This window comes from Micromonospora coerulea (assembly GCF_016598485.1).
Taxonomy (GTDB): Bacteria; Actinomycetota; Actinomycetes; order Mycobacteriales; family Micromonosporaceae; genus Micromonospora; species Micromonospora coerulea.
This window is the reverse complement of the sequence record NZ_JAEMUW010000004.1, coordinates 1-15,014: the sequence shown is the minus strand read 5'-3', so window position 1 is coordinate 15,014 and position 15,014 is coordinate 1. Positions and strand designations below refer to the sequence as shown.

General features: G+C 72.5%; 13 protein-coding genes. 2 read left to right on the top strand and 11 right to left on the bottom strand.

The window, feature by feature from the left end; genetic code table 11:
• Positions 1 to 54: 54 nt before the first annotated feature.
• Positions 55 to 1,656, top strand: coding sequence for a phytoene desaturase family protein (locus tag I8N68_RS06690; RefSeq protein ID WP_200208981.1), 1,602 nt, complete (start codon positions 55 to 57; stop codon positions 1,654 to 1,656).
• Positions 1,657 to 1,669: 13 nt separating this feature from the next.
• Here the strand turns inward: I8N68_RS06690 and I8N68_RS06685 are convergent, their stop codons facing one another.
• The 3 genes from I8N68_RS06685 to I8N68_RS06675 all read right to left on the bottom strand — a co-directional run bounded on the left by I8N68_RS06685 (position 1,670) and on the right by I8N68_RS06675 (position 5,554).
• On the bottom strand, positions 1,670 to 2,299 hold the full coding sequence (locus I8N68_RS06685; RefSeq protein WP_200209288.1) for a TMEM175 family protein: 630 nt from the start codon (positions 2,297 to 2,299) through the stop codon (positions 1,670 to 1,672).
• Between the two features lie 171 nt (positions 2,300 to 2,470).
• A complete protein-coding gene (locus I8N68_RS06680) occupies positions 2,471 to 3,823 on the bottom strand; it encodes an RNA-guided endonuclease InsQ/TnpB family protein (RefSeq protein WP_307812696.1) in 1,353 nt (450 codons plus the stop codon).
• A gap of 141 nt (positions 3,824 to 3,964) precedes the next feature.
• On the bottom strand, positions 3,965 to 5,554 hold the full coding sequence (locus I8N68_RS06675; RefSeq protein WP_200208979.1) for a Rieske 2Fe-2S domain-containing protein: 1,590 nt from the start codon (positions 5,552 to 5,554) through the stop codon (positions 3,965 to 3,967).
• Between the two features lie 237 nt (positions 5,555 to 5,791).
• Here I8N68_RS06675 and I8N68_RS06670 point away from each other — a divergent pair, with 237 nt between their 5' ends.
• Positions 5,792 to 6,016: a DUF2631 domain-containing protein gene (locus I8N68_RS06670; protein WP_200208978.1), complete on the top strand. Its 225-nt coding sequence runs from the start codon at positions 5,792 to 5,794 to the stop codon at positions 6,014 to 6,016.
• A gap of 76 nt (positions 6,017 to 6,092) precedes the next feature.
• Here I8N68_RS06670 and I8N68_RS06665 read toward each other — a convergent pair whose 3' ends face one another.
• The 8 genes from I8N68_RS06665 to I8N68_RS06630 form a co-directional block, all read right to left on the bottom strand.
• Positions 6,093 to 7,139: a DivIVA domain-containing protein gene (locus I8N68_RS06665; RefSeq protein WP_200208977.1), complete on the bottom strand. Its 1,047-nt coding sequence runs from the start codon at positions 7,137 to 7,139 to the stop codon at positions 6,093 to 6,095.
• A 31-nt stretch (positions 7,140 to 7,170) separates the two neighbouring features.
• Positions 7,171 to 8,319: a dual-specificity RNA methyltransferase RlmN gene (gene rlmN / locus I8N68_RS06660; protein WP_200208976.1), complete on the bottom strand. Its 1,149-nt coding sequence runs from the start codon at positions 8,317 to 8,319 to the stop codon at positions 7,171 to 7,173.
• A gap of 104 nt (positions 8,320 to 8,423) precedes the next feature.
• Entirely contained in the window at positions 8,424 to 9,914 is a 1,491-nt protein-coding gene (locus tag I8N68_RS06655) for a phosphatidate cytidylyltransferase (RefSeq protein ID WP_200209287.1), read from the bottom strand.
• A 258-nt stretch (positions 9,915 to 10,172) separates the two neighbouring features.
• Positions 10,173 to 10,730 carry a ribosome recycling factor gene (gene frr / locus I8N68_RS06650; protein WP_200208975.1) on the bottom strand — a complete coding sequence of 186 codons (558 nt, stop codon included), beginning with the start codon at positions 10,728 to 10,730 and terminating at the stop codon, positions 10,173 to 10,175.
• Positions 10,731 to 10,813: 83 nt separating this feature from the next.
• The gene (gene pyrH, locus I8N68_RS06645; protein WP_234038927.1) at positions 10,814 to 11,581 is read right to left on the bottom strand and encodes a UMP kinase; all 768 of its coding nucleotides are present in this window, start codon (positions 11,579 to 11,581) and stop codon (positions 10,814 to 10,816) included.
• A 163-nt stretch (positions 11,582 to 11,744) separates the two neighbouring features.
• Positions 11,745 to 12,572 carry a translation elongation factor Ts gene (gene tsf / locus I8N68_RS06640; RefSeq protein WP_200208974.1) on the bottom strand — a complete coding sequence of 276 codons (828 nt, stop codon included), beginning with the start codon at positions 12,570 to 12,572 and terminating at the stop codon, positions 11,745 to 11,747.
• Between the two features lie 134 nt (positions 12,573 to 12,706).
• A complete protein-coding gene (gene rpsB, locus I8N68_RS06635; protein ID WP_200208973.1) occupies positions 12,707 to 13,597 on the bottom strand; it encodes a 30S ribosomal protein S2 in 891 nt (296 codons plus the stop codon).
• Positions 13,598 to 13,887: 290 nt separating this feature from the next.
• A complete protein-coding gene (locus I8N68_RS06630; RefSeq protein WP_200208972.1) occupies positions 13,888 to 14,868 on the bottom strand; it encodes a hypothetical protein in 981 nt (326 codons plus the stop codon).
• Positions 14,869 to 15,014: the final 146 nt, after the last annotated feature.

Below are 15,014 nucleotides of genomic sequence, written 5' to 3'. Positions count from 1 at the left end.
GCCGCGGGCGCCGGCCCTCCCGCTGGGGCCGCCGCCGCACTAGGCTGCCCGGGCATGAGCGAAGCGAGTGAGCTGCCTGCCCGCGCCGACGTGGTGATCGTCGGGTCCGGGCACAACGGGCTGGTGTCGGCGATTCTGCTGGCCCGGGCCGGTCTCGACGTGCTGGTGCTGGAGGCCGCCGACGTGATCGGCGGGGCGACCCGCACCGAGAACCCGTTCCCGAAGGTGCCCGAGCTGCGCCACTCCACCGGCTCGTACCTGCTCGGGCTGATGCCGCCGGAGCTGCTGGCCACCCTCGACGTGCGCATCCCGGTGCTGCGCCGCGACCCGCACTACTTCCTGCCCACCCCGGGCGGCCTGGGCGCGCCGTACCTCCTCTTCGGCAGCGACACCGCGGCCACCCGGCGGCAGCTCGCCGAGTTCTTCTCCCCCGCCGACGAGGCCGCCGACGACGCGATGCAGGCGGAGCTGGCCCAGCTCCGCGCGGACCTCGCGCCGGCCTGGCTGGCCGAGCCGCTGCCGGTGGACCAGACCGCCGAGCGGTACGTCCGGCCCGCCCTGCGGCAGGTCTTCGTCGACCTGGTCCGTGGCTCGGTCGCCGACTACCTGGCCCGCTTCGACTTCCGCTCGGAACTGCTGGTCAGCATGTACGCGGTCACCGACGGCCTCTCCGGGCTCAACGCCGGCCCGGACGACCCGGGGACCGGCCACAACTTCCTGGTGCACAACATGTGCCGGCTGCCCGGCGCGGACGGCACCTGGATGATCGCCGAGGGCGGCATGGGCACCGTGTCCCGGACCTTCGCCGACGCCGCGCGGGCCGCCGGGGCGACGATCCGCACCGGTACGCCGGTCACCGCGATCACCCTGGACGGCGGCGCGGCCAGCGGGGTGGTGCTGGCCGACGGCCGGTCCGTCGCCGCGCCCGTGGTGCTCGGGGCCTGCGACCCGTACCGGCTGATGGAGCTGCTGCCCGACGGCGTGCTGCCCGCGCCGCTCGGCGAGCGGATGGCGGCGGTCCGCCGCCCCGGCACCACGCTCAAGCTCAACCTGGCGCTGACCGGCCTGCCCCGCTTCTCCTGCCTGCCGGCCGACGCGCCCAGCCCGTTCGGCTCCACCATCCACCTGCTGCCCGGCTCGGCCTCGCTGGTCGGCGCCGGCGGCGACTCGCCGATGGCGGCGCTGCGCGCCATGTGGGCGGACGTGCAGGCCGGCCGGCTGCCCGAGGAGCCGACCATCGAGTGGTACCTGCACACCACCGTCGACCCGTCGCTGTCCGACCCGGCCGGGCACCACTCCTCGGCGCTCTTCGTCCAGTCGGTCCCGTACGAGCTGGCGGGCACCACCTGGGACGCGGCGCTGCCCGGTTACGTGTCCCGCCTGATCGAGATCTGCGAACGCTACGCCCCCGGCGCCGGGGACCTCATCGCCGACGCGGTACCGCTCCCGCCGCCCGGCATCGAGGCGCACTTCGGCATCACCGGCGGCCACATCCACCACGTCGACAACACCGTCTCCTTCACCGACCGCATGCCGTACGCCACCGGCATCGACGGTGTCTACGCCGGCAGCGCCGGCTGCCACCCCGCCGGCAGCGTCATCGGCGCCGCCGGCCACAACGCCGCCCAGCGCATCCTGTCCGACCTCACCCGCTGACCCCCACCCCCGCTCACGAGGGGCGGGGGCGGGAGGAGGGGAGGTCGCCGGGGCCGCGAATGACGTAGAGGGCAGTCAGGAGGAAGTAGGCGGCCAGGCTGAGGATCGGGTCGACGAAGGCCACCGCGAAGGCGATCAGGTAGAGCAGCGGACCGAGCAGGAACCGGCGGGCCACCGCCCTCGCCAGCCGCGGGTCGAGGCCGGGGTGCAGCAGGTGACGGCGGCGGGCCCACCACCAGCTCAGGTTGAAGAAGAGCGCCTCGCCGAGGACCGTGCCGACGTAGAGCGCGGCGGTCAACCGCTGATCGCCCACCGTGCCCTGCAGGTTGTCAGAGAGCAGCCGGGCGGCGAACGGGATGGCCGCCACGAAGAGCAGCAGGAGCAGGTTGAGCACGAGCAGCATCTGGTCCACCTGGACGACGTACCGCCACATGTTGTGGTGAGTGAGCCAGACCTGCCCGACGATGGCGAACGTGATCAGGTACGCCAGGTACGCCGGCCACTCGCGGACGAGCGCGCCGGCCAGCCCCGGCTGGTCGGGCTGCTGCGGCCCCAGTTGCAGCAGCTCGAACGCCATCAGCGTCAGCACGATCGCGATCACCGCGTCGCTGAACGCCTCCACCCGCGACGCGTCCCGCGCCATCTCGCTGCGCGCCCCGTACTGATACTCCGTCCCCTCGTCCCCCGGCCCCGTCACGCCCACCCCCGGTCGATCATGGCGTGGTGGCGCCCGGTCCGCACCGGTTCGCGGCCCACCACAACTCCATGATCGCCGCGAGCGGGGCGGCGGGAGGGAGAACTAGTGCGGTGTCCACTAACGTTCACCGGGTTTGCGGTGGGTGTTGTGGATCCTCGCCTGTTGGGCGAGCGACTCCCCACCGGGTGGTGGGGCGGGCCTGCGCGGGCCAACTGATCCTCGCGCCGCCCGGGGTGGGCGGCGGGGGTCACGTCGGGACCGGCCGGCACCGGGAAGGTGCCGGCCGGCTCGACGGTGCGTGACCACCTGCGGCAGCACAACGGTTGCCACGGTGGTGGGTCCACCACCCGGGGTGCGGGTGGCGATGCTGGCGGCCGCGACCAGGTCGCGGTGCCCGGAAAAGCGGCAGTGCGGGCAGGACAAGGTCCGGCCGCGGGGTTTCGGTACCCGGCGGTGGCAGGCGGGGCAGGTGGACGAGGTGCCGCGTTCGTCGACCAGCCGTACGGCGATGCCGGCGAGGGTGGCTTTGTCGGTGAGGATCTGCAGGAGCCGTCCGATCTGCCACTGCCGCAACCGCAGGTTGTGCCGCCGCCCCGCGTCGATGTCGAGCACCCCGCGGGGGTCGCCGACGTGCAGCACACCGACCCGCTGGCGCACCGCCCAGGAGACGACGGTGCGGCCGGCTTCGTGCTGGGCCTGGCGGACCCGTCGCTGGTGCCGGCCCTCGACCAGGCGTGCCCGACGCCGGTACTTGCGCCACCGCCGCGACCCCTTCTGACCAGGCCTGGGGGCCCGACGGGCCACGGCACGGCGGCGGGCTTTCGTGTCGGCGAGGTGCATGCGATGTTCGGCGCGGATCGCCCGCCCCGACACCAGCAGTCCTTCCCCGGCGGGGCCGGCCACGGCGTACGGGTGGATGATCCCGAGATCCACCCCGGCCACCCTGCCCGGATCCGGTCCCTCACCCGGCGGGTAGACCACCACCGGCACCTCGGCGGTCACGTCCAGGAACAGCCGGCCGCCCTCACACAGCAAGGTGACCGACCGGACCTGCTCGGCCGGATACGGCACCTCCCGCGCCAACCTCACCCACAACGAGGCCGTGCCTTTCGCGGTGGGGATCCGGACCCGGCGCCCGTCGAGGGTGAAGGTGCCGTGATACCAGCGCACCGGCACCAACCCCCGCCGCCGACGCGGAAACCGCGCCGACACGTAACCGGCCTTGCGGCGCTTCGCCGCCGCGAACCACGCATCCGAAAACCGGCGCAACACCGACCGGGCACCGACGGAATCCAGTTCCGCGAACGTGCCCGGCCCCGACGCCGCCAACTCCCGACACAACTCCTGATAACCGGACAGAGGCACGTGCCGGCGGCGGCGCCGCCACCCGTTGACCTCCAACACACACGCCCACACATCACCGGCCGACCGCAGCAGCCCGAAACACCGCCGCCGCTGCCCTGGCGTCACCCGCAACGCGACACGCGCGGTGCGATGCACGACCCGCGGCGCGGAAGGATCCCGACGACGAGGCACGAACCGAAGCCAACACCACCCCTACGACAATTCCCGAACCCCGACCAACCCGGCCAACGTTTGTGGACACGGCAACTAGCTGATCGCCTCGCCGGCGGGGGCCGGGGTGCTCGCGTCGGCGCGGTGGGCACGGATCTTGTGGCCGACGCTGGTCAGGCACCGGCCGCTGGACATGTCGAACTTCCAGCCGTGCAGTTGGCAGGTGAGCTGGTCGCCCTCGACGATGCCGAACCGGCTCAGGTCGGCCTTCAGGTGCGGGCAGCGGCGCTGCACCACCCAGCCGTCCAGCGTGATGTCCTCCGCGTCGACGGCCCGCTCGTGCTCGTCGTACCAGCCCTCGGCGTACTGGAGGCGCTCCTCGGACAGGCACTTGAAGAAGGCGTAGACGAACTCGTTGTACTGGCCGATCCGGGCCGCCGAGAAGCGGCAGGACAGGAAGAGCGAGTTGACCCAGTCCACCTCGCCGATGTGCAGCAGGTGCTCGATCAGCGCCCGCTCGGTACGGAACCGGTAGCGGACCTTCTCGTCCGCGTACGGCCGGACCTCCTTGCCAGGGAAGTCCACCACGATCGATTCAACCGTCTCGCCGCCTGAGTCGTCGGTGCCGACCAGGTCGAAGCGGACCGGGCCGCCGACCCCCTTGGCCAGGTAGATCGACTCGTCCAGCAGCGGCTCGATGCGATGCTTCAGCTCGCCGAGCACGTCCACCTCGGGGTGCCGCCAGGACGCCTTCTCCGCCTCGATGATGGGGCGCTTACGCTCCCGCATCTCCTCCAGGTGGGCGACCTTGTTCGCGAAGAACTCCGCCACCGGCACCGGGTGGGTGGTGGTCGCGCCCTCGGTGGTGACCTCGGCGACGCTGCCGGGCAGCAGCACGATGCCGTTGGTGCCGCCGACCTTCGCGTACTCCTCCAGGAACACCGACTGGTCGGGGAAGATGTTGCCCTCGTCGCCGTGGATGTCGTTGAACTGCCACAGCGCGTCGTCGAGGAAGCACGGCGGGCCGGCGATCGGGAAGACGTGGTCCGCCTTCAGGTCGTCGATGTAGCGCCAGGTGCGGTCGAACTGCCGGTCCCGCTTCTGCTTGCCGAACGCGGTCTTCGCCGCCTGCGGCAGCTCGTAGACCATCGGATACCAGATCGCGCCGGAGAACTGGAGCAGGTGCGCGTGCACGTGACCCAGCTCGGCGAAGACGCTCAGGTCGGTGGGGCGGGCGTCGTTCTGGTTGAGCAGCCGGACGCCGTCGTACTCCACCCAGAGCGAGGAGTCACCGATCGGGCCGTCGGTCGGGCTGGTCAGCGCCTGGATCATGATCTTCAAGCCGCCGGGCAGCTCCACGACCCGCTCGTTCGGCGCCTTCAGGAACTTGGTGAAGCCCAGTTCCCGCAGCTCGTCCTCCATCTCCGAGGTGGGGAACTCGGGCAGCAGGACGGTGGCGTCCTTCGAGACGAAGTCGCGCAGCTGCTTGGCGTCGAAGTGGTCCCGGTGCAGGTGCGAGACGTACAGGTAGTCGACCTGGCCCAGGGCTTCCCAGTCGAGCAGCGAATTGTCGGGGAACGGGAACCAGGACGCGAAGTAGGCCGGATTGACCCACGGGTCGCACAGGATGCTGCCCGCGGCCGTGTCGATCCGCATGCTGGCATGCCCCGTACCGGTCACTCGCACCGCAGTCCCCCTCAAAAAGACAATCAAGGTGTACGTCAAGACGCTACCGGAGGCAGTCTGGCCACCGCCCCGCGACGCCGGTAGTGCCGATGCGCCCGGCCGAGGAGGGGCCCAACGACCCGAGCGCTCCGCCCGCGTCCTCGATGCGGGTGTCCCGATCCGGTCGGACCCTGCGCCGGGCCCGGTACGGGGCGTGCCAGACTAACCGGAGATCCGATCGCGAGGGAAGGACCGACAGTGGCAGGAAGCGAGCCGGTAACCGCGCCAGATCAGCACAGGCCCGGACACCGCAAGTCCGGACGGATCGGCGCGGTGCTCTCGGCAGTGTTCTTGGTGTTGATGGCGTTCTGCGGCAACGAGCTGGGCAGGGTCGAGGACATCTGGCTGTTCGGGATCGCCCTGCTGCTGCTCGCCATCGTCGTCGCCGACTCGGTGCTGCGCCGTAACGGCCTGCGGTCCTGACCCGGCCCGACCCCGGACCCGCTGCACGCGCGAGGGCCCACCCCCGTCGGGGGTGGGCCCTCGTCGTCGTACCGGGTCAGCGGCCGAAGAGGATGTCCTGCACGTCCTTGAGCGCGGCGTCGACCTCGGCCTCGAAGTAGCCGCCGGGCACCAGCCCGAAGCGCAGGGTGTCCAGGTCCTTCGGGTTCACCGGCATCTGGTTGCGGCCCTGCATGCCGCCGAGCAGGCTCTCGAAGAAGCGGTCCACCTGGTCCGGGTCGTACCCGCTGCCGAAGCGACGCACCTGGAAGCTGCGACGGATCTGGTCCACCCGGTAGAGGTCGCTGCCGGGCGGGCCGGCCATCGGCGGGCCGACCATCGGCGGGCCACCAACGGGCGGGCCACCCATCGGCGGGCCGGGCATCCCCGGGCCCCCGCCCATGCCCTGCTGGGGCAGCGCCGGCGGGCCGGCCGGGCCGCGACCCCGCGGATCACGCGGGTCCCGGTCGGGCATCCGAATCTCGGCGGTCATGTCGGTACGGCCGTGCCGGCCGGCCTCGAAGCCGTCAAAGCGCGGCTCCTCCTGGCCGTACCCGGACGGGCCCGGGGGCAGGCCGCGCGACGGCGGGCCGCCGTGACCCATCGGCGCACCCGGTCCCATCGGCCCGGGGCCGCCCGGGCCGCGCGGGGCGTCGTACCCGCCGCGGGGTGCGTCGTACCCGCCGGCGAAGGCCCCGGTCGGCTCGTCGTAGCGGCCGTAGGGCGGGCCGGCCTGCGCGGGCATCCCCCGGGGCGGCATCGGCGGCTGCGGCACCGGGGACAGGCCACGGTCGTCGCGCATCGGCGGGCCGAGCCGGTCGGCCATCCGGGGATCGCCGCCCCGCCCGCCGGGGACGCCCCCGCGCTCCTCGAGCTCGGCCAGCTGCCGCTCGACCCGGTCCAGGTGCAGGTCGACCTGCCACTCGTCATAGCCGTTGAAGCGGACTCGGAAGACGACGTCGTGGACCTCCTGGGAGGCCACGGGCGCGCCGACCGGCTGGCCGGCGAGGGTCGCCTCGACCCGGTCCAGGAAGGCGTCCACCTCGTCGACCTTGTATCCCCGGCGGAGCGCCTTACGCCGGAAACGCTGACCCTGACTCGCCACTATGTCTCCTGGTCTCGTTCGCTACGCCCGGTCACGCCGTTGCTTCGCGCGGCGCATCGGTGTCCCTGTCCTCGGCGGCGGCGAGCTGCCCACACGCGCCGTCGATCTCGCGTCCCCGGGTGTCCCGCACCGTGGTCGACACCCCGGCGTCGCGCAACCGCCGGACGAACTCCCGCTCGACCGGCTTCGGGCTGGCGTCCCAACGGCTGCCCGGGGTCGGGTTGAGCGGAATGAGGTTCACGTGGGCCAGCTTGCCGGCCAGCAGCCGCCCGAGCAGATCGGCTCTCCACGGCTGGTCGTTCACGTCCTTGATCATCGCGTACTCGATCGACACGCGACGCCCCGTCGTGGCGGCGTAGGCCCATGCCGCGTCCAGCACCTCGGACACCTTCCAGCGCTGGTTGACCGGGACGAGTTCGTCGCGCAGCTCATCATCGGGGGCGTGCAGCGACAGCGCAAGAGTCACTGAGAGGTCTTCGCTGGCCAGTCGGCGGATGGCCGGCACCAGCCCGACCGTGGAAACCGTGATGTGCCGCTGGGACAGGCCCAGGCCCTCGGGGGCCGGCGAAACCAGCCGCCGGATCGCCGCGACCACCCGGGAGTAGTTGGCCAGCGGCTCGCCCATCCCCATGAACACGACGTGCGACAGCCGCGGCGGCGAACCGGCGACCGCGCCGGAGGCGGCCACGCCGGCCAGGTAGACCGCCTGGTCGACGATCTCCGCGGTGGACAGGTTGCGGGTCAGCCCGGCCTGGCCGGTGGCGCAGAACGGGCAGGCCATGCCGCAACCGGCCTGGCTGGAGATGCAGACCGTCACCCGGTCCGGGTAACCCATCAGCACGCTCTCCACCAGCGAGCCGTCGTGCAGCCGCCAGAGCGCCTTGCGGGTGGCGCCGTCGTCGCAGGCCAGCTCGCGCACCGGGGTGAGCAGGGCGGGCAGCAGCGACTCGGCGAGCCGCTCCCGGGTGGCGGCCGGCAGATCGGTCATCTGCGCGGGATCGCGGACCAGACGGCCGAAGTAGTGGTTGGAGACCTGCTTGGCGCGGAACGCCGGCTCACCCAGCTCGGTGACGAGCGCCTGGCGGCCCGGCAGGTCCAGGTCGGCGAGGTGACGGGGCGGCATCGCGGGTCGGCGACCGCGCGCGTCGGGGTCTACGGGGATCACGGGGAGGCTCGTCATGGCGCGTCCAGTCTGACACGCCGGACGCGGGACTCACCCGTCCGTACGTGCCGAATCGGCCCTGACCGCGTGGAGGAGCGGCGCCCGCCGACGTGATTCATGCCTCAGCCCACCACCGGTACGAAGACCGCCAGCAGCAGGTACGCCGTCGGCACCGCGAAGAGGATCGAGTCCAGCCGGTCCATCAGGCCGCCGTGCCCGGGTAGCAGGTTGCTCATGTCCTTGACCCCGAGGTCCCGCTTGATCATCGACTCGGCGAGGTCGCCGAGGACCGCCGCGCAGGAGATCGCCACCCCGAACAGCGCGCCCCACCAGGGGGGCACCTCGAACAGCAGCCAGATCAGCACGGCGCTGCCGGCCGCCGCCGCGGTGACCGAACCGGCGAAGCCCTCCCAGGACTTCTTCGGGCTGATCGAGGGCGCCATCGGGTGCTTGCCGAACGCGACGCCGGCCGCGTACCCGCCGGTGTCGGAAAGGACGACGGCGACCAGGGTGGCCAGCACCCGCAACTGCCCGTCCCCGGGGGCGGCGGCCAGCATCGCCGCGAAGCCGCCGAGGAAGGGCACGTAGACCGCGATCAGCGTGGCGGCGGTGAGGTCCCGCTGGTAGTTGCCCGGTCCGTCGCCCAACCGCCAGATCATCGTGCCCAGCACGGTGACGAGCAGGCCGAGGCTCAGCGCGTCCGGGCCGGCGAACCAGCCCAGCCCGACGGTGATCGCACCACCGGCCACCAGCGGCACCAGCGGCGGGTGGGCACCGCTGCGGCGTACCGCCCGGGTCATCTCCCAGGTGCCGACCGTCACGGCGGCGATCACGACGGCGAGGAACGCCGGCAGGTAGAAGAAGAGCGGCACCAGGATCGCCGCGCCCAGACCCACCCCGACCGCGATCGCGGCCGGCAGGTTGCGGCCGGCCCGGCCGGTCGGGGCCTGCTGGGTGGGCGGCCGGTCGGCGCCGGCCCGGCGGCGCCCGCGCCGGCGCCGGCCCGAGGGCGGTTCGGGATCCGGTTCGTCCCGCACGGGGGCGATCTGGGCGGTCGGGTACTCGTCGTCCGGCGCCCCGGGACGGTCATCCCACGGCCCGCCACCGGGGTGGCCCCGATCGAGGCCCGCCGGGCGGCGCGGGTCGTCGTAGCCGGCGTGTCGCCGGCCGGGGTCGTCGTAGCCGACGTCGCGTTGGCCGGGCCCGTCGTGGTCGCCGAATCGCCGACCCCGGTCCGCGAAGTCGTCGCGGTAGCCGCGCTCGTCGGGCCCCGGGCCCCGGCGGCCGGGGTCACGCTGGTCCCGGTGCGGGTAGCCGGGGCCGTCGTAGTCACGGTCCGGATGGCCGTTGGCACGGTCGGGCCGCTCGTCGTACGGGCCGGGCCGCCGGCCGTCGACGTCCGGGCGGGCGTACGCGTCGCCGGCCGGTCCGCGGTACGTCTCAACGGGCGGCCGCGGCCGGCCGTGCGGCTCGGCGTGCGGCTCGGGATTGCCGCCCGGCCGCCGCCGCGGGCCGGGTTCCAGGTCAGCCTCGGGCCAGGGCAACGGGGACGGGCCGTCCGGCCGGTCCCAGCTGCGGGGCTCGGCGGCGCCGTAGGGGTCGGGGTGGGACATCACGCACCGAGCGGACGCGGTACGAGTTCCACTTGACGCAAGACCAAGACCATCCCCTACAGGCGCGACTGTTGTGGTTGACCGGCCCGACGGCCGGCGGATCCCCGCCGTTCACCCGGTGGTGGGCGGGAATCGTGCCGAGCCTACTGCACTGGGGAACCCGGCACGGCGGACGATGGCGCCACCACGGCGACGGCACCGGGCCCGCCGCCCCGGGAGGCGGCGGCACACCGGTGCCGTGGCGGGTCGTCGGGCGGCTCAGACTTCGAGCAGCTCCGCTTCCTTGTGCTTGACCAGCTCGTCGACGTGGGCGACGTAGCGCTGGGTCAGGTCGTCCAGGTCCTTCTCGGCGCGGCGACCCTCGTCCTCGCCGACCTCGCCGTCCTTGACCAGGCGGTCCAGCTCTTCCTTGCCCTTGCGGCGGATGTTGCGGACGGCCACCTTGGCCTCCTCGCCCTTGTGCCGGGCGACCTTGATCATTTCGCGGCGTCGCTCCTCGGTCATCTGCGGCAGCAGGATGCGCAGCTGGTTGCCCTCGTTGTTCGGGTTCACGCCGAGGTCCGAGTCGCGGATCGCCTTCTCCATGGCGTTGATCTGCGAGTTGTCGTACGGCTTGATGATCACCATGCGCGGCTCGGGGACGCCGATCGACGCCATCTGGGGCAGCGGGGTGGGGGTGCCGTAGTAGTCGATGATGACCTTGGAGAACATGGCGGCGTTGGCGCGACCGGTGCGGATGGCGCCGAACTCCTCCTTGGCGTGCTCGACCGCACGCTCCATCTTCTCCTCGGCCTCGAGGAGGGTGTCGTCGATCACCGGTCTCCTCGCCTCCTTCTGTTGCTCGTCGTGGGCACTGCAGGTTCGTGTCGGAGGACCGCTACTGGTTCGGCGGGGGCCGCTCAGGCGGTGATCAGGGTGCCGATCTTCTCACCGCTGACGGCCCGGACGATGGTGTCGTCGCCCTGGGCGCCGAAGACCAGCATCGGCAGGCCGTTCTCCATGCAGAGGCTGAACGCCGCGGCGTCGGCCACCCGGAGGTTGCGGCGGAGCGCCTCGGAGAAGGTGATCGAGTCCAGCTTGCTCGCCGTCGGGTCGATCCGGGGATCCGCCGTGTAGACGGCGTCCACCCCGTTCTTGCTCATCAGCACCACGTCGGCGCGGATCTCCAGCGCCCGCTGCGCGGCGACCGTGTCCGTGGAGAAGTACGGCATGCCGGCGCCCGCGCCGAAGATCACCACGCGGCCCTTCTCCAGGTGCCGGATGGCCCGCAGCGGGATGTACGGCTCGGCGACCTGGGCCATGGTGATGGCGCTCTGCACCCGGGTCTCGATGCCCTCCTTCTCCAGGAAGTCCTGGAGCGCCAGGCAGTTCATCACCGTGCCCAGCATGCCCATGTAGTCGGCCCGGGCCCGGTCCATGCCGCGCTTCTGCAACTCGGCGCCGCGGAAGAAGTTGCCGCCGCCGACCACCACGGAGACCTGCACGCCGCGGCGGACCACGGTGGCGATCTGTCGGGCGATGGCCTGCACGACGTCCGGGTCGACGCCGATCGCGCCGCCGCCGAAGACCTCGCCGGAGAGCTTCAGCACCACCCGACGGGCCCGGCCGGGCGGTGGGGCGGTCGGATCATCCGCCGCCAGGCTCCGGTCACTCACAAGCTGCGTCATCCGCCCCGCCCTTCCCGTCGCGCACCTCGCGTGCGCCGCGTACCACGTAACTGCCGCTGCCGACCCTATGTGACGAGGAGGCCGCGGTGCCTGTCACGTACACCGGCGGCCTCCTCATCGACGTTGCTTGCCCACGGGCGCGTCACGCGCCCGAGCTGGCGGCTCAGGCCTGGCCGACCTCGAACCGCAGGAAGCGGGTCACCTCGATGCCGGCCTCGGCCAGCATCTGCTTCACCGACTTCTTGTTGTCGGCCACCGACGCCTGCTCGACCAGGACATAGTCCTTGAAGAAGGCGTTCACCCGACCCTCGACGATCTTCGGCAGCGCGGCCTCGGGCTTGTTCTCCTCGCGGGCGGTCTGCTCGGCGATGCGCCGCTCGGACTCGACGACCTCGGCCGGCACCTCGTCCCGGGTGAGGTACTTCGGCCGCATGGCGGCGACCTGCATGGCGACACCGCGGGCGTCGGCGTCGCCGGCCTCGTCGGTCTTGCCCGCGTACTCCACCAGCACGCCGACGGCCGGCGGCAGGTCCTGGCTCTTGCGGTGCAGGTAGACCGCGACGTTGCCGTCCAGCTTGGCGAAGCGGTTCAGCACCAGCTTCTCGCCGATCTTGGCGGACTGCTCCTGGATCAGCTCGGCAACCGGCTTGCCGTCGATCGAGCTGGCGAGCAGCTCCTCGGCGGTGCTGACGCCGCTGCGCTCGCCGTGCTCGACGAGCTGCTGGGCCAGGGCGATGAAGGCGTCGTTCTTGGCGACGAAGTCGGTCTCGCAGTTGAGCTCGAGCAGCGCCTTGCCGGAGTGGGCGATCAGGCCGTTCGCGGCGGTGCGGCCGGCCCGCTTGCCGACGTCCTTGGCACCCTTGACGCGCAGGATCTCGATGGCCTTGTCGAAGTCGCCCTCGGCCTCGGTCAGCGCCTTCTTGGAGTCCATCATGCCGGCGCCGGTGAGGTCGCGGAGCTTCTTGACGTCCGCGGCGGTGAAGTTGGACATGACTCTCTCTTCGGTGTTGAGACTGCGGTGGGATGGTCTGGCTGCCGGGTTACCCGAATCCGGGCCGGATGTGCCCGGCGTACCCGCCGCGCCCCACCGACCGCGAAATCGGACGGTGGGGACGCGGCGCGCGATCACTCCGCGGCGGCGGCCGCCGGCTGCTCGGTCTGCGGCTGCTCGCCCGGCTGCTGCTGCACGGCCGGCTGCTGCACGGCCGGCTGCTGCTCGTCGGCCTTCTTCGGCTCCTCCAGCAGCTCGCGCTCCCACTCGGCCAGCGGCTCGTCGGAGCCGACCTGACCCGGCTCCGGCTTCTCGTCGCCACCCCGGCGACGGCCGGAACGGGCGATCAGGCCGTCGGCGACGGCGGCGGCCACGACCCTGGTCAGCAGCTCCGCCGAGCGGATGGCGTCGTCGTTACCCGGGATCGGGAAGTCGACCTCGTCCGGGTCGCAGTTGGTGTCCAGCACCGCGATCACCGGGATACCCAGCTTGCGGGCCTCGTCGACGGCGATGTGCTCCTTCTTGGTGTCGACCACCCAGATTGCCGCCGGCAGCTTCTGCATGTCCCGCAGACCACCCAGGGTGCGGGACAGCTTGATCTTCTCCCGGGAGAGCTGCAGCGTCTCCTTCTTGGTGTAGCCGGCGGCGGTGCCGCTCAGGTCACCCAGGCCCTCCAGCTCCTTCATCCGCTGCAGCCGCTTGTACACCGTCTGGAAGTTGGTCAGCATGCCGCCGAGCCAGCGGTGGTTGACGTACGGCTGGCCGACCCGGGTCGCCTGCTCGGCGATGGCCTCCTGGGCCTGCTTCTTGGTGCCGACGAAGAGGATGCTGCCGCCCTCGGCCACCGTGGTGCGCACGTAGTCGTACGCCTTCTCGATGTAGTCCAGGGTCTGGCGCAGGTCGATGATGTAGATACCGTTGCGCTCGGTGAAGATGAAGCGCTTCATCTTCGGGTTCCAGCGCCGGGTCTGGTGCCCGAAGTGGACACCGCTCTCCAGCAGCTGACGCATGGTCACGACGGCCATGGTGGGGTACTCCTCGTGTTCCCTGGTTGTCCCGCCCGGCCGGCGGCCGGGCGTCCTGGCGCCCGGTCGGCGGCCGTGACGGGCCCGACAGGATCGGGACCAGGGAGGCCGTCGCCCCACGAGGAACGTGGAGAGGGCGCGCGAGGTCGACCGCGCGAGGCGGTCGCCAGTCGACCAGTGTACGCGCCTTCTCCGCCCGCCAGTCCCGGGGTGCGGGAACGCCCCGGACCGTCACTTTCCGGGCGTACGCCCCGGACGGTCCCCGGCGTCCTTGCCGGCCCGGACGCGGCTCAGCCGGCGCCGAGCGCGGCGGCGACGAAGAGCACCAGCCCCACGGTCAGGTAGGCCGTCGGCGGGCGCAGCCAGCCACGGCTGCCGTCGGCCAGGGCCAGCCCACCGGTGCGCAGCCCGTACAGGCCGGCGGCGAAGATCGGCAGCCCGGCCACCAGGAACGTCCCCACCACCACGTCGGAGGCCGAGACGGGGTCGCCGACCAGGCCGTGCAGGAGGACCCGGAGGGCCGGGATCTCGAAGACGATCGTCAGCACGACGAGGAGCACCGCCAGCGCCGGCCGGCGGGTCCGGTAGACGCCGTCGCCGGCCGGCGGGGCGTCCAGCCGGGGCCCGACCGCGGGCATCGGGCCGGTCGGCATCTCCAGCGGGTGCGGGGCCGGCCCCACCCCCGGCTCGGAGATCGCGCCCGGACCGCCGGGGCGGTCGCCGACGGTGAGCGGGATCGGACCGCCGTGGCTCGGGCCGCTCGGGCGCTCCCCCACCATGAACGGCGGCGGAGCGGCGTGGGTCGGCTCGACGATCGGGTAGCCGCCGAGCGGGGCGGGTCGCTGCGCGTCCGAGGTCCGGTCCATGGCGAGCGGGTCCAGCCCGGCCGCGCCCTCCCGGACACCGGTGGCGAGCGGATCGCCCTCCCGGGCCGCCCGCCGGCCGCCGCGCTCACCGGGCAGCTCACCGGAGATCTCGGCCGGGTCCTCCGCACGGCGGGACCGGGACGGCCGGTAACCCTCGCCCTCCGGCTGTCCGTCACCGAGCGGGTCGGTCGCACCGAAGCGTCCCGAATCGCCGTACCGGGAAGTCGTCGGGTCGCCGTAGCGGCCCTCGTCGGCGCCGGCGCGCTGCTCCGGCGTCCGGAAGTCGTCGTCGCGGTAGCGCGGGTCGCCCGCCGCGCGCCAGTCCGATTCGGCGTACCCAGGGTCGCTCCAGCGCGCCCCCTGCTGATCCTCGGGAAAGCTCCGTCGTCCGTCCACGACGGGCACGTTATGCGACGGGGTCCACCCGCGCCATCCGGGCCGCCCACCCCGACGCCCCAGGTCAGTACGGCGGCGAGCCGAGTCATCACGGGCGCACCCTCCGTCACGACGGAGTCCGCCCCTAACACGGCACCGGCATGATCGTCCGGCCG